Here is a 25,958-nt window from a genome sequence, read left to right as displayed (position 1 = left end):
CTTTCAGGGCGCGGCTTTGGCCCGCCCTGCGCGCACCGCGCCAGGGCTGGTGCCGTAGTGCCTGCGGAACAATCGTGCCAGGCTGCTGGCATTGCCCAGGCCGACTTCGTCGGCAATGGCGGCCAGGCTGTGGTGCGAGTTGGTCACGCGCCAGTGGGCGTGCTCCATGCGCATCTTCGTCCAGTGGTCATGGGCGCTCATGCCCATCTGCTCGGCGAACAGCCGGTCCAACTGCCGGCGGCCGATGCCGATGCGCTCGGCCAGGTCGGCCACGGTCAGGCCATCGGCAAGGGCGCTGCGCATCAGCGCCACGGCGCGCGCCAGGTGGCGGGTGAGGTCGGGTCCACCGCCTTCCATCGACTGCAGGTGGTGCGCCTGGTGCCGGGGCGCGTCCACCAGCATGTCGGCCAGGCCCTTGAAGGCCCGCACCCGGCCGCAGTGGCGTGACAGCAGCTCCACCGCCATGTCGATGGCGGCCGTGCCGCCCGCGCAGGTGATGCGGTCGCGGTCGAAGCAATAGATCTGCTCGCTGGCCACTGCGATGCGCGGAAATGCGTGGCGGAACTCGGCCACGTGGCGCCAGTGCAGCGCCACGCGATGGCCCTTGAGCAGGCCGGCCTCGGCCAGCAGAAAGCTGGCGTTGTCGATGGCCACCAGCGGCAGGCCCCGCGCCGCCGCCTTGCGCAGCACCGGGCCGTAGGCCTGCACATACGCGCGCGAGGCCTGCACCGTGCGGCTGCCAAAGACCACCAGGTAGTCGAATGCCGCCAGGTCCACGGCATCGGCCGTGGTGTCCATGTTCACCTGCACGCCGCTGCTGGAGAGCACGGGCGCGCCGTCGATGCCCAGCAGCGTCCAGGCGCAGTAGCGCTGGCGGCTGTGGTCCTCGTCGTCGGCCGAAAAGCGCAGCTTGTCCAGAAAGCCGCCAAAGGGCAGCAGCGCGAAGTCGGGCAGCGGCAGCAGTAACAGGCGCACGTCGGGGCGGGGCAGGGGGCTGGGGGCGCTCATGGGGGAGTCCAGTTTGGTATTGATAGTAGCCAAATTCGATGCCATACGGACGACCCCACCCACCTAGACTGCAGACCATATTCAAGAAGATGGTGCCGCAATGGAACTGAAAATCTGGCTGATCTACCTGCTCGCGGTCATCGGCCTGTCGCTGACCCCCGGCCCCAACAGCTTGCTGGTGCTGGCCCATGGCGCACTGCACGGGCGGGCGCGCACGCTGTGGACCATTGGTGGCGGGGCGGTGGGTTTCGTGGCGCTGATCGGGTTGTCCATGCTGGGCATAGGCGCGCTGCTGCAATCGTCGGCCCATGCGCTCACGGTGATGAAATGGGTGGGCGGTGCCTATTTGGTATGGCTGGGCATTCAGCTGTGGCGGGCTCCGCCCATGCAGCTTGAGGCCTTGCCGAGTGCCATGGGTGAGCGGGCGGTTACCGGTGGCAGGCTGTTCCGCCAGGGGCTGCTGGCGGCCATCTCCAACCCCAAGGTGCTGCTGTTCTATGGTGCATTCCTGCCGCAGTTCATCGTGCCCGGGCGCGACCTGTGGCTGCAGTTCGTGGTCATGGCGGGCACCTTCGCGGCGGTCGAGTGCCTGGTGGAGTTCGGCCTGGCGAGCCTGGCGCACCGCATCCGCCCCTGGCTGCAGCGCACGGGGCGCAAGTTCAACCGCTCCTGCGGGGCCTTGTTCGGGCTGATGGGGGCGGCGTTGCCGATGACGCATTGACCGCCTTCACCGCCGTCCCGGTTTACAGTGCGGTGTTGCACGGTATAGGGAGCAGAGCATGCGTGGATTGTTTGGTTTGGTGGGGCTGGTCGTGGTGCTGGCCATCGTGGGCTTCATTGCCAAGAAGCAGTTGTCGGCCACGCGCGCACCTGCGGCGGCGCTACAGCAGGCGCCCATCGCGGGCACCGGTGCATCGGCCCCGGTGATCAACCCCACGGGCAATGTGCGCGAGCAGAGCCAGCAGGTGCAGCAACAGGTCCAGCAGCAGCTCGATGACATCATGAAGCAGCGCGCGCAGGCCCTGCCGGACGCCGACAAGTGACGGTGGTGGCTGTGGTGCTCACCGACGAGGACGGCATGCGCCTGGCGCTGGCCGAGGCGCGTGCCGCCGCAGAGGCTGGCGAGGTGCCTGTGGGCGCCGTGGTCGTCAAGGACGGCCAGGTGATCGCCACCGGCCGCAATGCCCCCGTGCAGGCCAACGACCCCACGGCGCATGCCGAGATCGTGGCCCTGCGCGCGGCCGCGCAGCACTTGGGCAACTACCGGCTCGACGGCTGCACGCTCTATGTCACGCTGGAGCCCTGCGCCATGTGCAGCGGCGCCATGCTGCATGCGCGGCTGGCGCGCGTGGTGTTCGGCGCCACCGAGCCCCGGACCGGCGCTGCGGGCTCGGTGCTGGACCTGTTTGCCCACACCGCCATCAACCACCAGACGGGTGTGCAGGGCGGGGTGCTGGCGGACGAATGCAGCGCGCTGCTCACCGGTTTTTTTGGCGCACGGCGCAGCCAGCAGCGTGCCGACGCGCTGGCACGCCACCCGCTGCGCGACGACGCACTGCGCACGCCCGAGGCGGCCTTTGCCGACCTGCCCGGCTACCCCTGGGCCCCCAACTACGTGAGCGACCTGCCCAGCCTGGCCGGGCTGCGCCTGCACTACCTGGACGAAGGCCCGCAGGATGCACCGCGCACCTGGCTGTGCCTGCATGGCAACCCGGCCTGGAGCTACCTGTACCGCCACATGCTGCCCGTGTGGCTGGCGGCGGGCGACCGGGTGGTGGCGCCCGACCTGATCGGCTTTGGCAAGAGCGACAAGCCCAAGAAGGAGGCCGCGCACCGCTTCGAATGGCACCGCCAGGTGCTGCTGGAGCTGGTGGAGCGCCTCAACCTGCAGCGCACCGTGCTGGTGGTGCAGGACTGGGGCGGCATCCTGGGCCTGACCGTGCCCATGGACTGCCCGGAGCGTTTCAAGGGGCTGCTGGTGATGAACACGCTGCTGGCCACCGGCGATGTGACGCTGCCTCAGGGCTTTGTGGACTGGCGTGCCATGTGCCGCGACAAGCCTTTGTTCGGCGTGGGCCGGCTGCTCGCGCGCGGCAACCCGCAGCTGACGGCGGCCGAATGCGCGGCCTACGATGCGCCGTTTCCGGACAAGGGCTACCGCGCTGCGCTGCGCGCCTTCCCCGAGCGCGTGCCAGCCGGGCCGCAGGACGAGGGCGCTGCCATCTCGCGCCGGGCGCGCAGTTTCTGGCAGCAGCAGTGGCAGGGCCAAAGCCTGATGGTGGTGGGCGCGCAGGACCCGGTGCTGGGCCTGGCGACCATGCAGGCACTGCAACACGACATCCGCGGCTGCCCCGAACCGGTGGTTCTGCCGCATGCCGGGCACTTCGTGCAGGAGCATGGCCGGGGCATTGCCGAACGGGCTGTGGAATACTTCGCACCCTGACCGCACGCCAGCGCCGCTCTTTGCGGCCCGCCAGCGGCATCCATTTCACGGAGCAGGCCCGGCACCGGCGCCTGAACGCTTTGCACAACGATCACGACCACCACCACCATCACGACCACGCCGATTGCGACCATGACCATGGTCCCAAGCACATCTATATCTACTCGCCGTCCAGCGCCGTGCGCGACAAGGCCGCCTTCAAGCGGGGCATTGCCCGCCTCAAGGCCCTGGGGCATGAGGTGGAGGTGGATGTGGACGCGCTGGCCAGCCACACCCGTTTTGCCGGCGACGACGATACCCGCCTGGCCGCCATCCACCGCGCGGCCGCCAGCGGCGCGCAGGTGGCGCTGATCTCGCGCGGGGGCTACGGGCTCTCGCGCATCCTGCCGGGCATCCGCTACAAGGCGGTGGCCAAGGCCATCGACAAGGGCATGAAGTTCGTCGGCCTGAGCGATTTCACGGCCTTCCAGAATGCGCTGCTGGCGCAGACCGGCGCCGTGAGCTGGGCCGGCCCCGCCCTGGGCGCCGACTTCGGCGTCGCGGGCGAGCCTGACGACATCATGGAGGCCTGCTTCGACGACCTGCTGACCGGCCACGGCGAAGGCGCGGGCTGGCGCATGCACCGCGAAAAGCCCCATGCCACCACCGGCAAGCCGGCCGTGCCCGACATCTACGTGAAGAGTGCCCAGCTGTGGGGCGGCAACCTGGCGGTGCTGGCATCGCTGGTGGGCACACCCTACCTGCCCAGCGTGAAGGGCGGCATCTTGTTCCTGGAAGACGTGAACGAGCACCCCTACCGCATCGAGCGGCTGCTGACGCAGTTGCTGCACGCGGGCGTGCTGGCGCAGCAAAAGGCCGTGGTGCTGGGCCAGTTCACCCAGTTCAAGCTGGTGCCGCACGACAAGGGCTACAAACTGCAATCGGTGGTGGACTGGCTGCGCAGCCAGATCAAGGCGCCGGTGCTCACCAACCTGCCGTTCGGGCATGTGGAGACCAAGGTGCTGCTGCCCGTGGGGGCTACGGTGTCACTGTCGGTGGAAGAGCGCGACGCGCTGATTTATTGGGGGCATCTGTAGGCCCTGCACAAAGGCGCCGCGCGCCGCAGGGGCTTGCCGCTCAGGATGCCGACGACGCGCGTGCCACCGGCGTACCCAGGGCGCGCGGCAACAGGCCCTGGAACAGGAGTGTCACCTGCGCGATGACGTTTTTGGCAGAAGGCTCGCCCTGCAAGGGGACCAGGGTGCTCTGCAGGTCGGTGCGCAGGTACCACAGCGCCTCGATGTCGCCCGCATAGCGCAGGCGGATGTTCATGCGCGCCACTTCGCAGCCGGAGAAGCCCGACAGGCTGCCGATCATGGCGCGGCGCACTTCCTCCAGTTGCTGGTCACGCACCCAGGCGGTCGACGCGGGTGCGTCACGGCCAATGAGGCCGTGCAGGCTGCTGCCGCGGACGTAGGGTTTGTTCCAGCGCATGGAATGGTTCTTCACCATAAATAAGTAACAAGGGACTCAAGGTACGTGGCCGACTGCGCAAATGCAAGGGGGCCGCTCCCGCTTTTCGCATAAAGCCAACAAGCCTCGATAGCTTTTTGCAAACAATTGCAAACTTTCGATTTGTTTTTGAATGTAGTACGAATGGATTAAGCAGAAGTCATGCCCGGTGCTCTGAACGCTTCGAACCATCCACCGGCAACTGCTTGCAAAGCGCTGCTGGCCTGTGAGTGCGGGCGAAACCATGCCGTGTGGCTGCGCCAGCAAAGACCGCCCGGCCGGGCCGCCGTGGCCTCTGCGCAGGGCCGTTGCCAGGCGTGTGCAGCCGCAGTGGCGCCATGCGCTCTGTGGGCGCTTGAACTAAACTGATTCACATGAAGTTACCTGCGCTTGCGTACCCATGACGGTTTTATCGACGGTGGTCTTTGCCGACATTTCCGGCAGTACGTCGTTGTACGAGACGCTGGGGAACGAGCGCGCCACCGAAGCGGTGACGCAGCTGACCCAGTGGATTGCCGACACCATCGAAGCCAATGCCGGCCGCGTCGTCAAGAAACTGGGCGATGGGGTGCTGGGCATCTTTGGCGATGCCGCCGGTGCCGTTTCGGCCATGGCCGAGATGCAGCGCATGCACCTGGCGCGGCTGGACCGCTGGCCCCACCCCCTGCGCATGGACATCCGCGTGGGCGTGGCCAGTGGCGAGGTGGTGGATGTCGATGGCGATTGCTATGGTGACGCCGTGAACGTGGCCTCTCGCCTGTGCGAGCGGGCCGGCCCGTCCGAGATCTGGGCCACCGAAACGGCGGTACTGCTGGCAGGCGCTGCGGCCTCGGTCTGGTACCGCAAGCTGGGGATGATGGAAATCCGTGGCAAGGCCGAAACCCTGATGCTCTACCAAGTGGAGTGGCGCCAGGACGAGGAGCCCGACTCGCTCACCATGCAGTCGGCGCTGATCAGCAGTTTCTCGCCCGTCGATTCCATCCTGGGGCAGATCCAGTTCTCCTGGCATGGGGTGGACCTGTCGTTCAGCTCGGCCGATGCCCCCGTGCATGTGGGCCGGGCCACCGAGATGCAGCTGCGCATCAATGACCCCCGCGTGTCGCGCCTGCACGCCCGCATCGACTGGCGCAACAGCGGTTTCGTGCTGACCGACATGAGCAGCTTCGGCACCTGGGTGCGCTTCGAGGGCAGCGACTCGCCCGTGCGCCTGCGCCGCGATGCCTGCATCCTGCACGGCACGGGGGAGATTGCGCTGGGCGTCTCTTTCAGCGAGTCCACTGCGCCCAAGATGCGCTTCCAGGTGGTGGGCGGCAACGTGCATCTCGGCTGAGGGCTGGAATGCCGCCTGCGGGCTGGCGAGGATCGGTGCGCTTTCAGCACCTGCGTACGTTCTGACACAATCGCTGGCACAAGAAAACCCGAGACAAGACAGGACGCAACAATGGCGTGGATCAAGAAAACGGCCGTGGGCCTGGTGGCTGCGGCCTTGCTGGCGGGTGCGGGCGCTGCCATCTACGTGCAGCGCACGTTTGCGGTGGTGGACGGCAAGATCACCGTCGCCGGCCTGGCCCAGCCCGTGAGCGTGCGGCGCGACGGCGCGGACGTGACGCACATCGGCGCGCAAAGCCCGCAGGATGCCTGGTTCGCCATGGGCTATGTGCATGCGCAGGAGCGCACCTGGCAGCTGGAGTTCAACCGCCGTGTGATGCATGGCCAGCTCTCCGAAGTGTTTGGCGAAGCCACGCTGGAGACCGACAAGCTCATGCGCTCGCTGGACATCTTGGGCACCGCGCGCAAGCAGTACGCCGGCCTGCCCCTGTACGCCCGCGAGGCGCTGCAGGCCTACAGCAAGGGCATCCATGCCTTCCACAAGGACCGCCCGCAGGCCCTGCCGCCCGAGTTCCTGGTGCTGGGTGTGAAGCCCGGCGGCGAGGCCGGCGCGGTGTGGGAGCCCGAGGACAGCGTGGGCTGGGCGCTGATGATGGCGCTGGACCTGGGCGGCAACTGGGGCAATGAATTCGCGCGCCTTTCCGTGGCCCGCACGCTCGATACCGACCGGCTGTGGCAGCTGATGCCGCCATACCCGGGCGAGCCACCCGCCGCATCGGCCGACCTGGCGGCGCTGTACCGGCAACTGGGCGTTTACCGCAGCGATGCCGCTGCCGCCGCGCCCAGCGCCGGTCTGGCCCGTGGCGCCGCGCTGCAGGCCCGAAAACCCGACACTGCGTCTGCGGCAGAGCAGGGCGGCAACCCGCTCTCGCGCCAGATCAGCGCCGGCATGCTGGCCTGGGCCGATGAGCTGACGCACAACGCTGGCACCAGCGATGGCAAGGGCAGCAACAACTGGGTGGTGGCAGGTTCACGCACCGAAAGCGGCAAGCCCCTGCTGGCCAACGATCCCCACCTCTCCCTGAGCGCGCCTGCCATCTGGTACTTCGCGCGCCTGCAGGCACCGGCCGGCAAGGCGTCGGACGGTTCGCCGATCGCCGCCATCGATGCCATGGGGGCCACCCTGCCGGGCCTGCCCTTCGTGGTGCTGGGCCGCACCGCCAGCGTGGCCTGGGCCTTCACCAACACCAGCCCCGACGTGCAGGACCTGTACCTGGAGCAGATCAACCCGGCGGACGCCACGCAGTACCGCACGCCCGAAGGCTGGGCGCCGTTCGCCGTGCGCAAGGAGACCATCCGCGTCAAGGGCAAGCCCGACGTGGATATCGCCCTGCGCAGCACGCGCCACGGCCCGGTGCTCAGCGATGCACAGAGGTCGCACGCCGACGTGCTCGACCTCAAGAAGTACGTGCTGGCCCTGCGCTGGACGGCGCTGGAGGCGGACAACCAGACCGTGCTGGCGGGACTGATGGTCAACCAAGCCACCACGGTGGAGGACCTGTTCGCCGCCTTTGAGTACCACCAGGCGCCCATGCAGAGCGTGCTGGCGGCCGACGTGAGTGGGCGCATCCGCTTCCAGGCCATGGGCCGCGTGCCCGTGCGCGTGCCGGACAATGACATCCGCGGCGTGGCCCCATCGCCCGGTTGGGACGCGCGCTACGACTGGAAGGGCTGGCTGCCGCTGGACCAGACCCCGCAGGACGAGGGCGCCAAGGGCTGGATCGCCACGGCCAACCAGCGCGTCACGCCGCCCGGCTACCCCCACTACCTGGCGCAGGACTGGGTGCTGCCCTACCGCTACGAGCGCATCGCCGAGCTGATCGAGGCGCGCCCTCGGCACACGGCTGCCAGCCTGCAGGCCATCCAGCTCGACATCACCTCGCTGGCCACCCGGCGCCTGCTGCCGTACCTGCAGCAGGCCCAATCCAGCCACCCGCTGGCCGGCAGGGCGCAGGCCCTGCTCAAGGACTTTGACGGCGTGATGGACGCCGGGCGTGCAGCGCCACTGGTGTTTGCCGCCTGGGCCGACGAGCTGGCGCGTGGTGTGATCATTCCGCGCATTGGCGAGGCACGCTTTGCCGCCACCTATGGCAAGCGCGACTACCGCGCCGGCATCGAAGGCATCCTGCAGCGCAACGACACCTGGTGGTGCCAGCCCTCCACCTGCGCGGAGCAGGCCGGCGCCGCCCTGGGCCGTGCGCTCGATCGCCTGCAGGCCGCCTATGGCGCCGACCCGGCCGCGTGGCGCTGGGGCGATGCCCACCCCGCGCTCAGCGCCCACCGGCCTTTTGGCAGTGTGGCGGCATTGGCGCGCTTCTTCGACGTGAGCGTGCCTTCCCATGGCGACGGCTACACCGTGAACGTGGGCCAGTACAACGCGGGCGAGGCCAAGGGCCCCTTCGCCAACCGCCACGCCGCGTCGCTGCGCGCCATCTACGACCTGGCGGACCTGGAAAAATCGACCTTCATCTACCAGACGGGGCAAAGCGGCCTGGTCTTCTCGCCGCGCTACCGCGACATGGCGACCGACTGGGTGGGGGCTGGCACCCGGCTGCTGCAGCGCCAGCCAGCGCGCTTCAGCCACTCCCTGGTGCTCGCGCCGGCGCCTTGAGCCAAGAACAGTTTCCAAGGATTTCCATGGGTTTCGTACCGTTGATCGAAGTGACCCGGGGCGCCCTGGTCGAATGCCAGCACTGGGGCGCCGTGGCCGTGGCCAACCGCGATGGCAGGCTACTCGCCCAGGTGGGCGACCCGCAGTCGGTGGTGTTCACGCGCTCCACCATCAAGGCTTTCCAGGCGCTGCCCTTCATGCAATCGGGCGGGGCCAAGGCCCTGGGCTGGGGGGCGGCCGACCTGGCGCTGCTGTGCGCCAGCCACAACGGCGAGCCCATGCACGTGGAGCAGGTCGAGCACATGCTCGCCAGCGTGGGGCAAAACTACCACGCGCTGCGCTGCGGCTGCCACCGGCCGCTGTTTGCCGAGCTGGGGCTCGGCTCCCTGCCGGCGGACTTCGTGCCCGACGAACGCCACAACAACTGCAGCGGCAAGCACGCCGGCTTCGTCGCTTACTGTGTGCAGCAGGGCCTGCCGCTGGACGACCACCTGGACCCCGGCCACCCGCTGCAGGCAGCGATCCGTAGCTATGTGGCCCAGGCCGTGGGGTTGGAAGTGAATGACCTGGCCGCCGGCACCGACGGCTGCTCGGCCCCGAACTACGCCATGCCGCTGGCCAACCTGGCGCGCGGCTATGCACGCCTGGCCGGCGGTGCGCCGGACACCGATCTCGACGAGAGCCTCACGGCGCTGGCCGATGCCATGGTGGCGCGGCCCGAGCTGGGCTCGGGCACGGGGCGGCACGACCTCGACTTCATGCGCGTGGGCGCCGGAGACTGGGTCTCCAAGACCGGGGCCGATGGCGTGCAGGTGGTGGGCAGCCGCAGCCGGGGCGAGGCCTTCGCGCTCAAGATCATGGACGGCAACATGCCGGCCCAGGTGGCGGCCGCTGTTGAAGTGATGGACCAGCTCGGCTGGCTCAGGGATGCGCAGCGCTCTGCGCTGGCCCCTCGCCGCTCGGCGCACCTGGTCAATCCGAAGGGGATCGAGGTGGGTACCCGCCGGCCGGTGTTCAGGCTCGGTACCGCTGCAGCCTGACGCGAGGCTCAGGAGGGCAGGTTGGCGAGAGGGTAGGCCGCATCCGCTGCCGGGAAAAAGGTGGCGAACGGCTCCGAGTCCGGCAACACGTACACCACCCCCGCCTCGCGCCCGAACCAGGGCGCAACGCAGCGGTTGTAGAACTCGGCGGGCGAATTCACGCAGCCATTGCTGATGCGCCGCTCTGCCAGCACGGGGCTGGCCAGGCGCTGCACGCGGCGCTCGGCCGGGGCGCCGCGCACACGGTGCAGCGAGACGGCGGCATCGTAGTCGATCCACACGATGTCATGGCCCTGCAGGTTGCTGCCGGGCTCGCTCACGAAGCGGCCCGCTGGCGTGGTGCGCTCGTGCGACCGGATCTGTGACAGCGGCTTCTGGCCGATGCCAGGTGCCGAGCGGTCGCCCAGGGCCGAGCCCAGCAGCACCGGCGCGCTGCCGGCGTAGCCGCCTGCGGGGCCGAACACGTGGATGGTGGCGGCAGGCTTGTCGATCACGGCAAAGGCCATGCCCTGGTGGTTGGCGCTGGCGGCCACCCAGCGCACCAGGCGCTGTGCATCCACCGAGGCGCCTGAGCGGCTCCACGGGTCAGCCGCCGCCAGGGCAGCGGGTGACCAGGCGGCCGCTGCCAGCAACACTCCGGCGCTGGCCAGCAGGGCGCGGCGCGGCACGGCGCAGGGCTGCTGTGCGCTTGAAAGCGCCAAAAATTCACGGACGGGGGAGGTGATATCGGTTGGGCAGGTCATGGTGCCCCCCAATCGTAGCGGTTTGTGCCAATAATGGCGCTACCCGCGACTTCCGCAAGGCCCCCGGGCCTGTGACCACCATGTTCGATCGCATTCGCCAGGCTTTTGCCGGCACCGCCGCCGACGCTGATTCCACTCTGGGCCATGCGGGGCCGGTCACCGGCGCGCAACTGGCCCGCTGGATCGCAGAGCAGGGCTTGCACAGCGTGCCGCAGCCGGTCGAAGGCCATTTCGACGTGGGGGGCGACATACTGGGCCGCCCCTGGCGGCTGGAGGGCAGCACCTCCACGCGCGACTACATCCTGGGGCTGGAACTGCGCGGGCGCGCCGACGTGGATGCCGACCCCGACGCCGCCGTGCTGGTGCTCAACCGCCCGCTGCGCGACGCGCTCGAGCGCCATGCCTACAACGCCATCACCGACAGCCTGCAGACCAGCGTGGACGCGCGCCTGCCGGAGGAGATGCGCTGGCTGTCCATGTTCGACGAGGTGTCCTGGCCCGAGTTGCCTGGCTCGTTCCGGCGCCATTTCGCCGTGGTGGCCGAGCGCATCGAGCATGCCGAGCGCTGGATCCACGCGCACCTGGTGTCCGAGCTGCTCAACGCGGTAGAGGGCGAGCAGGGCGCGCTGCGCTCGGAAACCCCCATGGTGCTGATGCTTGCGCGCGGCCGGGTCTACCTGCGCACCGAGCACACGCGCCGCTCCCTGTCCGAAATCGTCCATGCCCGTTCGGTGCTGCTGACGGCAGCCCAGGCCGCCGCGCAGCACCTGCCGGCACCGCCGGTGGACCTGGATTCCTGACCTGCGGTCCCTCCTTCAGGGGCAGGCTTCTGCGAATCTCCCGCCTGCGGCGCCGGGGCTCGCAGTGCTCCTATCATCAGGGCCTGCGTTCCATAGAGATTTCGAATGACCACACCCTCTGTCCGCGCCATTGGCGGGACCACCCCTTACACCGTAACTCTGGTCGATGAGGCCGGGCATACCTGGCTGGGCGACGAGCCTGCGGAGATTGGCGGGGCCGATGCCGGGCCTTCCCCCTTCCACCTGCTGCTGTCGAGCCTGGGGGCGTGCACCGTCATCACCCTGCAGATGTTCGCTGCGCGCAAGCAATGGCCCTTGGCCGGTGTGGAGGTGGCCCTGCAGCTCAACCCCGCCGGCACGCCCGCCAGCGGCAGCGACATCACGCGCACGATCACTTTGTCGGGCGCGCTGAGCGAGGAGCAGCGCGAGCGCCTGTTGCAGGTGGCCAATGCCTGCCCGGTGCACAAGCTGCTGACCGGTGAGGTGCGCATCGCTTCTGCGCTCGTTGAACCAAGCTGACGCCGTGCGCCAGCGCAGAGCCCCTGCGCTGCGCGCAGGGGCAGGGCTTGCTCAGCTGCCGCGCGTGATGGGCACGCCGGCATCGCGGCCGTAGGCGCCGTACTTGCCCAGCTCCCACTTGGCGATGGCGTTGCGGTGCACTTCGTCCGGGCCGTCGGCAAAGCGCAGGGTGCGCGCACCGGCGTAGGCGTAGGCCAGCGGGAAGTCGTCGCACATGCCGCCGCCGCCATGCACCTGCATGGCCCAGTCGATCACCTGGCAGGCCATGCTCGGGGCCACCACCTTGATCATGGCGATCTCGGTCTTGGCGACCTTGTTGCCGGCCACGTCCATGAGCCAGGCGGCTTTTAGCGTCAAGAGGCGGGCCATGTCGATCTTGCAGCGGGCCTCGGCAATGCGCTCCTGCGTCACGGTCTGCTGGGCCACGCTCTTGCCGAAGGCGATGCGCGCGCTGGCGCGCTTGCACATCAGCTCCAGCGCGCGCTCGGCCAGGCCGATCAGGCGCATGCAGTGGTGGATGCGTCCAGGGCCAAGGCGGCCTTGGGCGATCTCGAAGCCGCGGCCCTCGCCCAAGAGGATGTTGGAGACCGGCACGCGCACGTTCTCGAAGGTCATCTCCACATGGCCGTGGGGCGCGTCGTCGTAGCCGAACACATTGAGCGGACGGATGATGGTGATGCCCTTGGCGTCGGCCGGCACCAGCACCATGCTCTGCTGCGAATGGCGGGGGGCGTCGGGGTCGCTCTTGCCCATGGTGATGAACACGGCGCAGCGCGGGTCGGCCGCGCCCGAGATCCACCACTTGCGGCCGTTGATCACGTACTCGTCGCCATCGCGCTCGATGCGCGTCTCGATGTTGGTGGCATCGCTCGATGCGACGTCGGGTTCGGTCATCGCGAAGGCCGAGCGGATCTTGCCTTCGAGCAGCGGCTTGAGCCAGCGCGCCTTGTTGGCGTCATCTCCATAGCGGGCAATGGTTTCCATGTTGCCGGTGTCGGGCGCCGAGCAGTTGAACACTTCGCTGGCCCATGGCACGCGGCCCATGATTTCGGCCAGGGGCGCGTATTCCTGGTTGGTCAGGCCTGCGCCGGCATAGCCCGATGCGGCGGCGCTGTCCACCGGCAGGAACAGATTCCACAGGCCGGCGGCCTGGGCCTTGGGCTTGAGGTTCTCGATGGTAGACAGGGCCGTCCAGCGCTTGCCTGCGGCCGTGTTGGCCGCCAGCTCGTTCTTGTACGCCGCCTCGTTGGGGTAGACATGCTCGTCCATGAACTGGAGCAGTCGGGCCTGCAGGTCCTTGGTCTTGGGGGAATAGTCAAAGTCCATGGGAGTCTCCGTTGGTAATCGGTGGGGTGTGTTCTCAACTGCGCTGGGCGAACGACCAGGCCAGCTGGGCCATGGGCCGCGCGGTGTCGCCCGAGGCCTTGGCCTGGGCGCTGGAGGCGGTGCCGGCCTCCACCCGCTTGGCAATGCCCTGCAGGATGGCGGCGATGCGGAACATGTTGTAGGCCATGTAGAAGTTCCAGTCGGCACGCAGTGCTTCGGGCGTGGTGATGCCGGTGCGTTCGCAGTACAGGCGGATGTAGCTGTCCTCGTCGGGGATGCCCAGCGCCGCGATGTCCATGCCCGCAATGCCGCGGCCCATGCCGGCGGGGATGTGCCAGCTCATGCAGTGGTAGCTGAAATCGGCCAGCGGGTGGCCCAGGGTGGACAGCTCCCAGTCGAGCACGGCGATCACGCGCGGCTCGGTGGGGTGGAACATCAGGTTGTCCAGGCGGTAGTCGCCATGCACGATGGAGACATGGCCTTCGTCGCGCGCGCTGGCGGGCATGTGCGCGGGCAGCCATTCCATGAGCCGGTCCATCTCTTCGATGGGCTGGGTGATGGAGGCCACGTACTGCTTGCTCCAGCGGCCGATCTGGCGGTCGAAGTAGTTGCCCGGCTTGCCATAGCTGGCCAGGCCCCGCTCGGCGAACTTCACGCTGTGCAGCGCGGCGATCACGCGGTTCATCTCGTTGTAGATGTCGCCGCGCTCAGCGGGCGTCATGCCGGGCAGCGATTGGTCCCAGAGCACGCGGCCCTGCATGCATTCCATGATGTAGAAGGCGCGGCCGATCACCGACTCGTCCTCGCACAGCACGTGCATGCGCGGCACGGGCACGTCGGTACCCGCCAGGCCGCTCATCACCGCGAACTCGCGCTCCACCGCGTGGGCCGAGGGCAGCAGCTTGGCCACCGGGCCGGGCTTTGCGCGCATCACGTAGCTCGCCTTTGGGGTCACCAGCTTGTAGGTGGGGTTGGATTGCCCGCCCTTGAACATCTCCACCGTCATCGGGCCTTCGAAGCCCTGCATGTGGGCGGTGAGCCAGGCGGTAAGGGCCTCGACGTCGAATGCGTGCTGCTCCGACACCGCGCGGGTGCCGACGAAGTGGTCAAAATTGCTCATGTACTGGGGTTCCCCACGCGGGTTGCCGCGTGCTTGTCTCTGTCCACCGGCGGGCGCAGGCGGTGGTGTTCTTGTGCGGGGCGAGGGCCGTGCGGGCCCCCGCTGCGGCCCAATTCAGGTATCGGCGTCCGCAATGCGCATCAGCGCTTCGCGGTCGCGGATGACGAGGCCGCCCGGCTCGATGCGGATGGCGTCCTCGCGCTCCATCGACTTGAGTTCCTGGTTCACACGCTGGCGCGATGCGCCCAGCAGCTGCGCCAGTTCTTCCTGCGCCAGTTGCAGGCCGATGCGCATCTCGCTGCCGTCCGACAGGCTGGGCACGCCGTAGCTGCGCACCAGGTGCACCAGCTGCTTGGCCAGGCGCGAGCGCAGGGGCAGGGTGTTGAGGTCTTCCACCAGGCCGAAGAGCTGGCGTATGCGCCGTGCGTGCAGGCGCAGCATGGCTTCGTAGAGCTCGGTGTGCGCCGCCAGGATCTTGCGAAAGTCGGCCTTGGCCACGCACAGGATGGTGGTGTCCCCATGGGCATAGGCATCGTGCGTGCGCCGGTCCCCGTCGAAGATCGCCACGTCGCCGAACCAGATGCCCGGCTCCACGTAGGTCAGCGTGATCTGCTTGCCCGAGATGGAGGTGGAGCTCACCCGCACCGCACCGCGCGCGCAGGCAATCCACTCCTCGGGCGGGTCCCCGCGGGCGGCTATGAGGCCGCCATCCTTGAAGCGTTTGACGTAGGCACATCGGAGGATGTCGTGGCGTAGAGAAGGTGATAGGGATGAAAACCAGCGACCTGAGTTGATCGCTTCACGTTCTTCGATGGTAAGAATCGGGTCGTCCATGGCCTGTCTTTTGCGTGACTAGAAACAGCCCCATTGTCGCGTGAGGGACCGGCGCGCCGCGTCAGGGTTGTCACCTGAGCGTCTTGGATATCTGTTGGGCGAACGCGAGCGCAAACACACACGGCCCTGTGCAAGGGCCGTGTGTGTGCGGTGAAGACAAGGTTTGCGCCCAGGGCAGGGCGATTGAGCCTACTCGTAGGTCGGCGTGCGCTTGTCGAGAAAGGCCGATATGCCCACGCCGCCGTTGGCGTGGTGCAGGTTCTTCACGAAGTGGTCGCGCTCGCTCGCGAGGTGCTTGGTGAGGTGGTTGCCGGGCGCATCATTGAGCAGTTCCTTGATGCTGGCCAGTGCGTTCGGTGCGCGCGCGTTCAGGCGCTCGGCCAGGGCCATGGCGACTTCGAGCGCGCTGCCCGGATCAGCCAGCTGGTTGACCACGCCCAGCGTGTGCAGGCGCTCGGCGGGGATGCGGTCGCCGCACATCAGGATCTCGGTGGCGATCTGGCGCGGCAGGGCCTGCGCCAGGCTCCAGCTGGCGCCGCCATCGGGCGACAGGGCCACGTTGCTGTAGGCCATCACGAACACGGCGTTGCGCGCGGCCACCACCATGTCGCAGGCCAGCGCCAGCGAGAAGCCCGCACCGGCTGCAGCCCCTTCCACTGCCGCGATGATGGGCTTGGGGTAGGTGCGCACCATCTCGATCCAGTTGTGCAGGCCTTCGATGCTTTGCGCCTGCACCTCGGGCAGCTCCTGGCGGTTGGCCAGCAGGCGCTGCAGGTTGCCGCCCGCGCAGAACATGTTGTCCGAGCCCGTGATCACCACACTGCGGATGTCGTCACTGTTCTCGGCCACGCTCAGGGCCTCCACGCCGGCGGCGTAGATGGCCGGTTCGATGGCGTTGCGCCGCTCGGGGTTGTGGATGGTCAGGACCAGGGTCTTGCCCTGGCTGGTGCTTTTGAGTTCTGCGGGCATGGTGGTCTCAATCTTCCTCGACATGGGTCAGGCTCAGGCCGATGGCGCCGCGCCGGCGCAGCCAGGGGCTGGGGCGGTAGCGGGTGTCGCCGTACACGGTCTGCATGTTGAACAGCACTTCCAGGATGTTGGTCGGGCCCCAGCGGTCGCCCATGGCCAGTGGGCCCAGGGGGTAGCCCAGGCCCAGGGTGACGGCGGTCTCCAGGTCGCGCGGGCTGCAGATGCCCTGCTGGCAGATGTCGCTGGCGATGTTGACGATGGTGGCCACCACGCGCTGGGTGACGAAGCCGCCGCTGTCGCGGATCACGCTCACCGGCTTGCCGTCGCGGGCGAACAGGGCGTGCGCGGCGTTGCGGATGTCCACGCGCGTGGCGGGGTTGGTGGCCAGCACGCGGCGCTTGGTGGCGGCTTCTTCCACCAGCATGTCGATGCCGATGGTGCGCGCCGGGTCCAGGCGCTCCACCACGGCCACGGTGGTCACGTCAAAGCCCAGGGGGGCCACGAGGGTGAGGGCCGTGGGCGACGGCGAGGTGCCGGTTTCGATGGTGGCGCCCAGGTCCTTGAGCAACTGGTACAGCTCGGCCCGGCGCGCGGCGCGGGGCGACACCCACACCGGAGGGATCTCGGCCACCACGGGCACCGGGGGCTCGGCGGGCACCTGGGCCACGCCCTTGTCGTAGCGGTAGAAGCCTTCGCCGACCTTCTTGCCCACCACGCCGCCGGCCAAGCGCTGCGCGGTGATCACGCTGGGGCGGTAGCGCGGCTCGTCGTAGTACTGTTGATAGATGGATTCCATCACCGGGTGCGAAACGTCCAGTGCCGTCAGATCCATGAGCTCGAACGGCCCGAGCTTGAAGCCCACCTGGTCACGCAGGATGCGGTCGATGGTGGCGAAATCGGCCACGCCTTCGCCCACGATGCGCAGGGCTTCGGTGCCGTAGCCGCGCCCGGCATGGTTGACGATGAAGCCCGGCGTGTCCTGCGCCAGCACGGGCGTGTGGCCCATCTGCTTGGCGTAGGCCGACAGGGCGGTGCAGACAGCCGGCTCGGTCTTGAGCCCGGCAATCACCTCCACCACCTTCATCAGCGGCACGGGGTTGAAGAAGTGAAAGCCCGCCAGGCGCCCGGGCCGCTGCATGCCTGCGCCAATCGAGGTGACCGACAGGGAGGACGTGTTGGTTGCCAGCACGGTGTCAGCGCCGACGACCTTCTCCAGGTCGGCGAACAGGCCACGCTTCACGTCCAGCCGCTCGACGATGGCCTCGATCACCAGGTCGCACTGCGCCAGGCCGGCCGCATTGTCAACAATGTGCAATTGCGCAGACCAGGCCGTGGCCTGCTCTGCAGAAATGCGATTTTTCCCTACGAGTTTTTGCCACTGGTCGTGGATACTGTCTTTGGCGGCAAGTGCTGCACCCGCTTGGGCATCCAGCAAAAAAACCTGGCTGCCGGCCTGGGCAGCGATCTGTGCAATACCGCGACCCATGGCGCCCGAACCCACGATGCCGACATTGAGAAACTGAATTTTCATAGCGCCATTATGGCTGTGGACATGCCTGCGCACTTATGTGCAAGAATGGGTTGCGCTCAAAACAGAAATTATTGTGAATATCCGTAACACCATTCTGGGAGCCGGTTTGTGGGTGGTTGCCATGGGCGCCTCGGCGCTTTCAATGGGCAACGGGCGGGGCGCCGTGGTGATCGGCTCGCCCGTCGATCTGGTCTTCGACATCCAGCCAGACCAGGGCTCTGACGTCGCATCGTCATGTATCGGTGCCACCCTGGTCGCGGGCGACACCCCCATCAGCGCCTCCCGGGTGCGCGTGACGCCCCAGGCCGAATCGGCCGGGCGCGCGGCCTCCGTCCGCGTACAGACCACCTCTGTGGTCGACGAGCCCGTGTTGACCGTCACGCTCACCGCAGGCTGTGCAGGCAAGGTCACGCGCAGCTACACCTTTTTGGCAGACCCCCCTGCGCGCCTCCCCCCTGTTGCCCCTGGGCAACTGCCGGCGGTGCCGGCAGCACTGCCGGGCACCCTCGCTGCGGGCGCATCGGGCCTGGCCGGTGCTTCTTCCCCACTCGATCGCAATGCTGCCGGTGCAGCAGCCCGTGGCGCTGCCGCAGCGCCCACCCGGGCGGCGCCGGCCAGCGCCGCTGCGGCGCGTGCCCCGCGTGCTCCCGTCGCCGCACCCGCCCGCACCAATGCGCGCGTGCTGGCCGGTGCACAGGCATCCGCCCCCGCAGCCGCCGGCCCGCGCCTGGTGCTGGAACCCCTTGATCTGTGGCTCGAAAGCCCGGTGGCCCTGCGCGCCACGGCCCAACTGCTGTCCACCCCGGCAGAAGAATCGTCGCCTCAGCGTGCCGAAGCGGCTGCCGCCTGGAAGGCCCTGAACGCCACGCCGGAAACCCTGGCGCAGGACGCCGAGCGCCTGCGCGTGCTGGAGGCCGAGGCCAAGGCCGTGAAAGCGGGCTCGGCCCAGCAACTGGCCACCACGCAGCAATTGCAGCAGCAGCTCGACGAGGCCCAGGAGCGCTTCCCCGCCACGGTGGTCTACGTGCTGGGCGCCTTGCTGGCGCTGGCGCTGGGCCTGCTGGCCTGGGTCTGGCAGCGCGCCAGCCGCCAGGCCACGCTGTCCCAAAAATCGTGGCGCGAGTCGGTCAAGGTCAGCGCCGTGGACTCCAGCGCACCCACGGCAGGGCAGGTCGATCCTGGATGGGAGCCGCTCGAAACCTTGCCCGTCCCTTCGATGAAGGGCGATCTGCTGGCACCATCCGGCAGCGCCGCATTGTTCAAGGACGCCAAGACGGTCTCCGCACCAGCGCCCCTGTATGCCGCCACGACGGCGGTGGCGGCTGCGGCCGCCCGGGTGCCAGTTCAGGCCAAGGCGCCAGCCCCTGCGGTCGAGCCGGCAAGGGCCTTGCAGATCGTCAACCCCGACGACCTGTTCGACATCCAGCAGCAGGCCGAGTTCTTTGTCTCGGTGGGCGAGCACAACCAGGCGGTGGAGGTGCTGCGCAAGCACATCGTTGACCACAAGGAAACCACGCCTGTGGCCTACCTGGAGCTGCTGCGCCTGTTCCACACCCTGAGCCGGGCCGAGGACTTCATGCAGTTGCGTGCGCAGTTCATGCGCTATTTCAACGCCAAGGTGCCCGAGTTTTCGGCCTTCAACCGCCAGGGGCGTCCGCTGGACCGCTACCCCGATGCGCTGGCCGAGGTCGAGGCCGAGTGGAGCTCACCGGCCGTGCTGCACACGCTGGACAAGTTTCTGTTCCACCGCCCGGGCAACCAGGCGGCCGAGCCCTTCGATCTGGCCGCCTACGACGACCTGCTGCTGCTGCTGGGCATTGCGCAGACCACGCCGTCGAGCGCGCGGGGCGCACCGCCGCCGCGCAAGCGCACCACGCCTGTGGAAGACTCGTTCGAGGCCGCTGCCGAGAAGGGGTTGAGCCATCTGTCGCCGCTGGACAACACACAGCCCGATTTTCCGCTCGATTCGCTGGCCGCCAGCCTGGAGTTCGATTTCGGTGAGGTTCCCTCGCCCGCTCCGGCGCCGGTGGTACGGCATTCCGGGCCTGCCGAGCTGAGGCTGGAGCCTGCATCGGGCCTGTCGCCCATCATGGGGGTTTCTTCCTCCCCCGCACCGCTGACTTCCGCGCAGCCGCGCCATCCGCCGGCAACCTACACCAGGTCGTCCATCAACCTGGACGTGGATCTGTCGGAGCCCCTGCACCTCACGCTGAGCGACCTGCCGCCCGTGCCGGTCACGCCCCCTCCGCCGGCCGGCCAGGCCGTAGGTTTCGGGGCGGAGAACGACCTCATGGAGCTGCGCCTGGAGCTGGAGCAGCGCAAGGACGACGACGAACGCAAGAAGTAGAAAAAGAAACAGGCCTTCAGGGCCTGTTTTTACAGGGCCGCCTGTGGGCCTGGGGTGTTGCTAAGAGCCTTGCATCGCCTGCATCAGGGCTGCGGCGGCGGCCTCAGGGTCGGGCGCGTTGACCAGCGCACGCACCACGGCAATCGAGCCCACGCCCGTGGCCAGCACCTTGGGAAACTGCTCTGCACCGATGCCCCCGATCGCCACCTGCGGGTAGCTGCGCAGCAGCCGCGCGTAGCCCTGCAGCCGGCCCACGCCCTGCGGCGCAGTGGCCATCTTCTTGAGCGTGGTGGGGAACACGGCGCCCATGGCGATGTAGCTCGGCCCCACGGCATCGGCGCGCACCATCTCGGCATAGCCATGGGTGCTCACGCCCAGGCGCAGGCCCGAGTTGCGCAGGGTCTGCAGGTCGCCCGCGCTCAGGGCATCGAGGTCTTCCTGTCCGAGGTGGATGCCGTAGGCACCGGCATTGATCGCCGCGCGCCAGTGGTCGTTGATGAACAGCAGCGCACCGGTGTCCTGCACCGCCTGAACGGCAGCGTTCACTTCCCGGTCGATGGCGGCCGGGTCGTCCGATTTGAAGCGCAATTGCACCGTGGGCACGCCCGCGCGCGCCATGCGGCCCACCCAGGCGGCATCGGGCAGCACGGCGTAGAGGCCCAGGTCCTTGGGGCAGGCCGTGAATGCGTGGGCGCGGGGCAGGGCCTGCAGGCCGAAGTCTTCAGGTGCGTCGGGCCAGGTTTCGGGGCTCACGGCGCCCGTGCGGACAGTGCGTGCCTGCCAGGCGCGGGCGATGCATTCGGCATCGTGGGCGATGAAGCCCAGGGCGCTGGCGGCCTGCAGGGCGGCCAGGTAGGCCGGCTCGCTGGACGTGGGTGCCGGCACCGGCTCGGCGCTGAAGCCTGCAAACGTGGCAGCGTGGTGCGCGAGGATGGCCTTGGCCAGTTCGGTGGGTGCGGTGTCAGGCATGGTCGTCGTGGTGCCAGAAAGGGGTGCCGAGCACGGGCGTGCTGGGCTGGGCTGCATCCTGCGCGGTCATGGCACCGGCCAGGCGCGCGGTGCGGCCGGCATGCACGGCGTTGGCAAAGGCGCCGGCCATGGCCACGGGATCTTGCGCCAGGGCCACGGCGGTGTTGAGCAGCACGCCGTCGTAGCCCCATTCCATCACCTGGCAGGCATGCGAGGGCAGGCCCAGGCCGGCGTCCACCAGCATGGGCACCTTGAGCCGCTCGCGCAGCATCTGCAGCGCATAGGGGTTCACCGGGCCGCGGCCGGTGCCGATGGGCGCGGCCCAGGGCATCACGGCCTGGCAGCCCACGTCCACCAGGCGCTGGCACAGCACGAAGTCTTCGGTGCAGTAGGGCAGCACCTGGAAGCCTTCCTTGATCAGGTGCTCGGCAGCACCCACCAGGTTCAGCGTGTCGGGCTGCAGGGTGTAGTCGTCGCCGATCAGCTCGAGCTTGATCCACGGCGTGTTGAACACCTCGCGCGCCATCTGCGCGGTGGTGATGGCCTCCTGCACGCTGTGGCAGCCAGCGGTGTTGGGCAGCACCGGCACGTTCAGGCGGCGCAGCAGCTCCCAGAAGCTGCTGCCCGACTCGGCCGGGTTGCTGCCCTGGCGGCGCAGCGAGGCCGTGACCATGGCGGGGCGGGCGGTCTGCACCGCCGCTTCCAGCACGGCGGGCGAGGGGTAGCGCGAGGTGCCCAGCAGCAGGCGGCTGGCGAAGGTCTGGCCGTACAGGACCAGGGGGTCGTTGATTGCGGGTGTTGTCATGGTGGTGGGGTGTGCTCAGCCGCCTGTTACAGGGGAAATGACCTCGACCTTGTCTCCTGGGTTCAGCGTGTGCGCCGCATAGCGGCTGTTGGGCACGAAGACCGTGTTCACGGCCACGGCAAAGGGGGGGCGGGCAGCGATGGCGGCCACGGCAGAGGCGACAGTAGCGCCCTCGGGCAGCTCGTGCGGGGTCTGGTTGATGGAAACGTTCATGGCAAAAGGGCAGCGACAGCAGCCTCCTGGGGCTGCTGCAGCAATTGCAGGTTCAGATCGAATCGGGGGGCGAGCCGGGACTGGCCCGCAGCGAGCAACTCCATCACCACGTCGAGCATGGCCGGTGCGATCATGAAGCCGTGGCGGTACAGGCCGTTGACCTCCAGCACGCGCGGGCGCTGCTGGCGGATGGCGGGCAGGTTGTCGGGCAGGGTGGGGCGGCACTGCGTGGCCACCTCGACGATGCGCGCCTCGGCAAAGCCGCTGTGCACGGCATAGGCGGCGCTCAGCAACTCCAGCGTGGAGCGCACGCTGGCGGGCGAGAGGTCGTCGGACTCGATCTCGGTCGCGCCGATCACGAACAGGTGGTCCTCTTTGGGGGCGATGTAGATCGGGTAGCGCGGGTGCACCAGGCGCGTGGGGCGCTGCAGCGTGACCTCGGGCGCGTGCACGCGCACCACCTCGCCGCGCACGCCGCGCAGGGCGCGCCACGGGTCGCGTGCACCCAGGCCGCGGCAGTCCAGCACCCAGTCGGGCTGGCCCGGCTCGCCGGGGGCGAAGTCATCCGGGTGGCGCGGCGCATGCCAGTGCGTGTGCACGCCCAGGCGCTGCATCTCGTGCAGCAGGGCGGCCAGCAACTGGCGGTTGTCGAGCTGCCCTTCGCCGGGCAGGTACAGGCCTTTGGTGAAGCGGTGAGCCAGGGCCGGCTCCACGGTGGCCAGGCCCGTGCCATCAAGCACCTGCAGTGCGGGGAGTTCGGGAACGGCCCGGTGGTTGGCCTGCAACTGAAGCGTAAGCCGCTGGGCCTCGCCCGCGTCCTGGCGGTGCCAGACGATCAGCGTGCCCTGCTGCTGAAAGAAGACGGGTTTCTCCAGCCCTGCCAGCAACTGCGGCCAGCGCACCAGCCCGTGCTGGCCCATGCGCACCACGCCGGGCTCGGTCACCGCCGACTCGGCCAGCGGCGCCAGCATGGCTGCGGCCACCGTGGCGGCCGACTGCTCGGCTGCCGGGCCTGCGGCGTCGTAGATGTCCACGGCGTGGCCCTGGCGGGCCAGTTCGACGGCCAGCAGCCGGCCCATGAGGCCTGCGCCCAGAATGGCAAACGACGAGGAGGAAGGGAGGTTCATGCGTCCAGCTGTGCAACAGGTGGACAAAACGGGATGGCTTTCCGTCACTGTGGAAACTCCCCACGCCAGCATGACCTGGATCGGGTAGCGGGGCCGCGTGTACGCGGGCCCCAGGGTATTTCTCAGTCGCGCGCCGCATGGGCGGGACACCCCTGTTTCGTCCGTAAGCCGCAATTACAGCACAACCCTCCGGGCCGGTGCTGACCCAGGTCATGCGCGATAATTTTCCCCCTATGACTTCTGCCCCACTCAACGCGCCCGCTGGGCCCTCCACGGCCCCGCGCTATGCACGCGTGCTCTCGATTGCCGGCTCCGACAGCGGGGGCGGCGCAGGCATCCAGGCCGACCTCAAGACCTTTGCCGCGCTGGGCTGCTACGGCATGACCGCCATCACTGCCATCACCGCGCAGAACACCCGGGGCGTGACCGGCATCCACGGCATTCCGCCCGAGATGCTCAAGGCCCAGATCGACGCGGTGGTGCAGGACATCGGTGTGGACGCCGTGAAGATCGGCATGCTGCACTCGCCCGAGGTGGTGCGTGTGGTGGCCAACGCCATCCGTGAATACCAACTGCCCCATGTGGTGCTGGACCCGGTGATGGTCGCCACCAGCGGCGACCGCCTGATCGCGCAGGAGACCGTGGGCGTTCTGGTGCGCGAGCTGTTCCCGCTGGCCGAGGTGATCACCCCCAACCTCGACGAGGCCGGTTGGCTGCTGGGCCGCACCCTGGCGGGCCTGGATGACCTGGAACAGGCTGCGCAGGATCTGCTGGGCCTGGGCGCGCGCGCTGCACTGCTCAAGGGTGGGCACCTGCCCGGCGACTGGGTGGTGGACATGCTGGCAACCGCCCCGGGCCAGCCCGGCCACCGCCTGCAGTCGGCGCGCATCGCCACGCACAACGGCCATGGCACGGGCTGTACGCTGTCGTCCGCCATCGCCGCGCACTTGGCCCTGGGCCTTCCGCTGCAGCAGGCGGTGGAAGGCGCCCGCGCCTACATCCTGGGTGCGATTGCCGCCGGTGCGAATGTGGTCACCGGTGGCGGCCATGGTCCGCTGAACCATGGCTATGCGCCCGTGGCGCAGCGGGTGTTCTGATCAGGCTTTGGGCCGTGTTGCCCAGGCCAGGCCGAAGCTGAACACCAGCGCGGGCAGGGCAGAGCCCGCGCCCGGCAGCACCAGTGGCGCCAGGTGGTATACCGCGATGCCCACGAGCCAGATGGCCACGGGCAGCCAGTTGATCCGGGGTGCGTGCTGCAGCAGCGCCGAGGCGTTGGTGCCAAAGGCCAGGCGGCCGAGGATCACGCCGAACAGCGGCACGAACACCGAGCTGAGCAGCAGCAAGAAGGGCTCCAGGCTGTGCATGGGCAGCACCAGGGCCAATGCAGTGCAGCCGGCCGCCATGGCCATGCCCCAGCGGCGCACGCCCCAGCGCGGCAGCAGGCTGTGGGCCGACACGGCACCCGAGTAGGCATCGCCATAAGCGTTGTCCACCTCGTCGATCAGGATCAGCGACAGCGCGATCAGCCCGCCCTGGGCCAGAAGCAGGGCCTGCACCAGGTCCTTGCTCGGCAGGGTCAGCGCCACCAGCACACCCAGCGTGTAGCACCACATATTGGCCAGCGCGTACCCCAGCCAGGTGCCGCGCAGCGCCGATCCACCGTTTTTGCCATGGCGCGCATAGTCGGCCACCAGCGGCAGCCAAGAGATGGGCATGGCGATCACCAGGTCCAGCGCGGGCAGCACGCCCATGCCACCGGCGCCAGGCCGGTTCCACAGTTGATCGAAGTCCTGGGCGTTGGCCAGGGACAGAAACTGCCAGCTCAGCCACAGCAGCGACAGCACCACCAGCGGCAGCGCCACGCGCGCAATCACCTTGCGCACCAACTGCACCATCGACGCGCTGATCAGCAGCATCACCACGCCGCCCCACAGCAGCGTGGCCAGCACCGGCCACTGTGTGCCCGCCATGCTGCCCGACTGCCTACCGATGGCCACTGTGGCTTCACTCATCACCACCAGCTCGAACGTGCCCCAGCCCACCAGCTGCACGATGTTCAGGATGATGGGCAGGCTGGCAAAGGTGCGGCCATACACCGCATGCATCAACCCCGCGCTCGCCAGCCCGCTGTCGCAGCCCAGCTTGGCCACCCAGCCCAGCAGGCCCGCTCCCAAGATGGAGCCGGCCACGATGGCGATCAGCGCCTCCTTGGTGCCCAGCGCGGGCATGAGGTAGGCACCGACCTGCATGACCAACAGGCCCACGCCCAGGCTGAACCAGAGCGAGGCATGGTCATGCCACTGGAAGACGCGGCGCTCGGGTGAAACCGGCGCCAGAGCCTCGTTGGCGGGTGCGGCGGATGTGGAAACGTGGGCTGACATGGCGGTTGGGCTCTCCGTTCAAAAAACGACAGAGCAGGGTCAGCAGCGTATCGGCTGGCCCCCAACGCGCAGGCCTCTCACATGGGCATGAGGGCAGGGCGCCAGGTGTGGCGTATGCAAACTGCTTCCCTGCGCGAGGATGATCTCAATCAGGTTCAAAGGGACTCTCTCAGTCGGAGCTGCTTGCGCAGGCCGACACCCCTAGCGAATATCGATTCTATCGCCGGACTCCACCCGGAAGTAAAACGGCCCGCACGATGCGGGCCGCGAGGGGTAAGCAGTCCAACAAGGA

At 68.5% G+C, this 25,958-nt stretch carries 24 protein-coding genes and 1 riboswitch; of the genes, 11 read left to right on the top strand and 13 right to left on the bottom strand.

Annotated elements, in window-relative coordinates; all coding sequences use genetic code 11:
- Positions 1–3: 3 nt before the first annotated feature.
- Positions 4–1,008, bottom strand: coding sequence for a GlxA family transcriptional regulator (locus tag ACSQ3Y_RS21475; RefSeq protein WP_436178816.1), 1,005 nt, complete (start codon positions 1,006–1,008; stop codon positions 4–6).
- A 100-nt stretch (positions 1,009–1,108) separates the two neighbouring features.
- On the opposite strand from ACSQ3Y_RS21475, the gene ACSQ3Y_RS21470 reads away from it, so the two are divergent.
- From ACSQ3Y_RS21470 to ACSQ3Y_RS21455, 4 genes are all read left to right on the top strand, one after another.
- The gene (locus tag ACSQ3Y_RS21470; protein WP_436178815.1) at positions 1,109–1,729 is read left to right on the top strand and encodes a LysE family translocator; all 621 of its coding nucleotides are present in this window, start codon (positions 1,109–1,111) and stop codon (positions 1,727–1,729) included.
- Between the two features lie 58 nt (positions 1,730–1,787).
- Entirely contained in the window at positions 1,788–2,051 is a 264-nt protein-coding gene (locus tag ACSQ3Y_RS21465) for a hypothetical protein (RefSeq protein ID WP_436178814.1), read from the top strand.
- Between the two features lie 5 nt (positions 2,052–2,056).
- Complete coding sequence (tadA, locus tag ACSQ3Y_RS21460; RefSeq protein WP_436180151.1) at positions 2,057–3,451, top strand: tRNA adenosine(34) deaminase TadA; 1,395 nt, start codon at positions 2,057–2,059, stop codon at positions 3,449–3,451.
- A gap of 80 nt (positions 3,452–3,531) precedes the next feature.
- The gene (locus ACSQ3Y_RS21455) at positions 3,532–4,527 is read left to right on the top strand and encodes an LD-carboxypeptidase (protein WP_436178813.1); all 996 of its coding nucleotides are present in this window, start codon (positions 3,532–3,534) and stop codon (positions 4,525–4,527) included.
- 40 nt (positions 4,528–4,567) lie between these two features.
- Here ACSQ3Y_RS21455 and ACSQ3Y_RS21450 read toward each other — a convergent pair whose 3' ends face one another.
- On the bottom strand, positions 4,568–4,924 hold the full coding sequence (locus ACSQ3Y_RS21450; protein WP_057203834.1) for a hypothetical protein: 357 nt from the start codon (positions 4,922–4,924) through the stop codon (positions 4,568–4,570).
- A 418-nt stretch (positions 4,925–5,342) separates the two neighbouring features.
- Here ACSQ3Y_RS21450 and ACSQ3Y_RS21445 point away from each other — a divergent pair, with 418 nt between their 5' ends.
- The 3 genes from ACSQ3Y_RS21445 (at position 5,343) to ACSQ3Y_RS21435 (ending at position 9,982) form a co-directional block, all read left to right on the top strand.
- A complete protein-coding gene (locus ACSQ3Y_RS21445; RefSeq protein WP_057203571.1) occupies positions 5,343–6,272 on the top strand; it encodes an adenylate/guanylate cyclase domain-containing protein in 930 nt (309 codons plus the stop codon).
- 111 nt (positions 6,273–6,383) lie between these two features.
- Entirely contained in the window at positions 6,384–8,942 is a 2,559-nt protein-coding gene (locus tag ACSQ3Y_RS21440; protein ID WP_436178812.1) for a penicillin acylase family protein, read from the top strand.
- 26 nt (positions 8,943–8,968) lie between these two features.
- On the top strand, positions 8,969–9,982 hold the full coding sequence (locus tag ACSQ3Y_RS21435) for an asparaginase (RefSeq protein WP_436178811.1): 1,014 nt from the start codon (positions 8,969–8,971) through the stop codon (positions 9,980–9,982).
- A gap of 8 nt (positions 9,983–9,990) precedes the next feature.
- Here the strand turns inward: ACSQ3Y_RS21435 and ACSQ3Y_RS21430 are convergent, their stop codons facing one another.
- On the bottom strand, positions 9,991–10,725 hold the full coding sequence (locus tag ACSQ3Y_RS21430) for a hypothetical protein (RefSeq protein ID WP_436178810.1): 735 nt from the start codon (positions 10,723–10,725) through the stop codon (positions 9,991–9,993).
- A gap of 80 nt (positions 10,726–10,805) precedes the next feature.
- Between ACSQ3Y_RS21430 and ACSQ3Y_RS21425 the strand changes: the two genes are divergently transcribed.
- Together ACSQ3Y_RS21425 and ACSQ3Y_RS21420 are read left to right on the top strand one after the other, a co-directional pair.
- Positions 10,806–11,525 (top strand): hypothetical protein, encoded by a 720-nt coding sequence (locus tag ACSQ3Y_RS21425; RefSeq protein WP_057203833.1) that lies wholly within the window; start codon positions 10,806–10,808, stop codon positions 11,523–11,525.
- 105 nt (positions 11,526–11,630) lie between these two features.
- Entirely contained in the window at positions 11,631–12,044 is a 414-nt protein-coding gene (locus ACSQ3Y_RS21420; RefSeq protein ID WP_057203567.1) for an OsmC family protein, read from the top strand.
- Between the two features lie 51 nt (positions 12,045–12,095).
- On the opposite strand, the gene ACSQ3Y_RS21415 is transcribed toward ACSQ3Y_RS21420, so the two are convergent.
- The 5 genes from ACSQ3Y_RS21415 to ACSQ3Y_RS21395 all read right to left on the bottom strand — a co-directional run bounded on the left by ACSQ3Y_RS21415 (position 12,096) and on the right by ACSQ3Y_RS21395 (position 17,824).
- Positions 12,096–13,370 (bottom strand): acyl-CoA dehydrogenase family protein, encoded by a 1,275-nt coding sequence (locus tag ACSQ3Y_RS21415; protein WP_436178809.1) that lies wholly within the window; start codon positions 13,368–13,370, stop codon positions 12,096–12,098.
- 34 nt (positions 13,371–13,404) lie between these two features.
- Positions 13,405–14,490 (bottom strand): phosphotransferase, encoded by a 1,086-nt coding sequence (locus tag ACSQ3Y_RS21410; protein WP_436178808.1) that lies wholly within the window; start codon positions 14,488–14,490, stop codon positions 13,405–13,407.
- Positions 14,491–14,604: 114 nt separating this feature from the next.
- Positions 14,605–15,324: a Crp/Fnr family transcriptional regulator gene (locus ACSQ3Y_RS21405; protein ID WP_057203564.1), complete on the bottom strand. Its 720-nt coding sequence runs from the start codon at positions 15,322–15,324 to the stop codon at positions 14,605–14,607.
- A gap of 189 nt (positions 15,325–15,513) precedes the next feature.
- Positions 15,514–16,293 (bottom strand): oxepin-CoA hydrolase, alternative type, encoded by a 780-nt coding sequence (locus ACSQ3Y_RS21400; protein WP_436178807.1) that lies wholly within the window; start codon positions 16,291–16,293, stop codon positions 15,514–15,516.
- Positions 16,294–16,300: 7 nt separating this feature from the next.
- Positions 16,301–17,824 (bottom strand): 3-hydroxyacyl-CoA dehydrogenase, encoded by a 1,524-nt coding sequence (locus tag ACSQ3Y_RS21395; protein ID WP_436178806.1) that lies wholly within the window; start codon positions 17,822–17,824, stop codon positions 16,301–16,303.
- A gap of 73 nt (positions 17,825–17,897) precedes the next feature.
- Between ACSQ3Y_RS21395 and ACSQ3Y_RS21390 the strand changes: the two genes are divergently transcribed.
- Positions 17,898–20,171 (top strand): hypothetical protein, encoded by a 2,274-nt coding sequence (locus ACSQ3Y_RS21390; protein ID WP_436178805.1) that lies wholly within the window; start codon positions 17,898–17,900, stop codon positions 20,169–20,171.
- Positions 20,172–20,231: 60 nt separating this feature from the next.
- On the opposite strand, the gene ACSQ3Y_RS21385 is transcribed toward ACSQ3Y_RS21390, so the two are convergent.
- From ACSQ3Y_RS21385 to ACSQ3Y_RS21370, 4 genes are read right to left on the bottom strand one after another with little or no spacing between them, the layout of a single operon-like run.
- Entirely contained in the window at positions 20,232–21,140 is a 909-nt protein-coding gene (locus tag ACSQ3Y_RS21385) for a thiamine phosphate synthase (RefSeq protein WP_436178804.1), read from the bottom strand.
- Positions 21,133–21,945: a thiazole synthase gene (locus ACSQ3Y_RS21380; protein ID WP_057203559.1), complete on the bottom strand. Its 813-nt coding sequence runs from the start codon at positions 21,943–21,945 to the stop codon at positions 21,133–21,135. Before ACSQ3Y_RS21380 ends, ACSQ3Y_RS21385 begins: the two co-directional genes overlap by 8 nt.
- A gap of 15 nt (positions 21,946–21,960) precedes the next feature.
- Entirely contained in the window at positions 21,961–22,158 is a 198-nt protein-coding gene (thiS, locus tag ACSQ3Y_RS21375; protein ID WP_436178803.1) for a sulfur carrier protein ThiS, read from the bottom strand.
- A complete protein-coding gene (locus ACSQ3Y_RS21370; RefSeq protein WP_436178802.1) occupies positions 22,155–23,285 on the bottom strand; it encodes an FAD-dependent oxidoreductase in 1,131 nt (376 codons plus the stop codon). The genes thiS and ACSQ3Y_RS21370 overlap by 4 nt, the downstream gene beginning before the upstream one ends.
- 233 nt (positions 23,286–23,518) lie before the next feature.
- Here ACSQ3Y_RS21370 and thiD point away from each other — a divergent pair, with 233 nt between their 5' ends.
- Positions 23,519–24,382, top strand: coding sequence for a bifunctional hydroxymethylpyrimidine kinase/phosphomethylpyrimidine kinase (thiD, locus tag ACSQ3Y_RS21365; protein ID WP_436178801.1), 864 nt, complete (start codon positions 23,519–23,521; stop codon positions 24,380–24,382).
- Here thiD and ACSQ3Y_RS21360 read toward each other — a convergent pair whose 3' ends face one another.
- Complete coding sequence (locus ACSQ3Y_RS21360; protein ID WP_436178800.1) at positions 24,383–25,666, bottom strand: purine-cytosine permease family protein; 1,284 nt, start codon at positions 25,664–25,666, stop codon at positions 24,383–24,385.
- Between the two features lie 109 nt (positions 25,667–25,775).
- Positions 25,776–25,879: riboswitch (TPP riboswitch) on the bottom strand.
- Positions 25,880–25,958 lie beyond the last annotated feature (79 nt).

This window comes from Acidovorax sp. LjRoot66 (assembly GCF_964253305.1).
Classification (GTDB): domain Bacteria; phylum Pseudomonadota; class Gammaproteobacteria; order Burkholderiales; family Burkholderiaceae_C; genus Acidovorax.
This window is presented reverse-complemented; position numbering and strand designations above follow the sequence as displayed.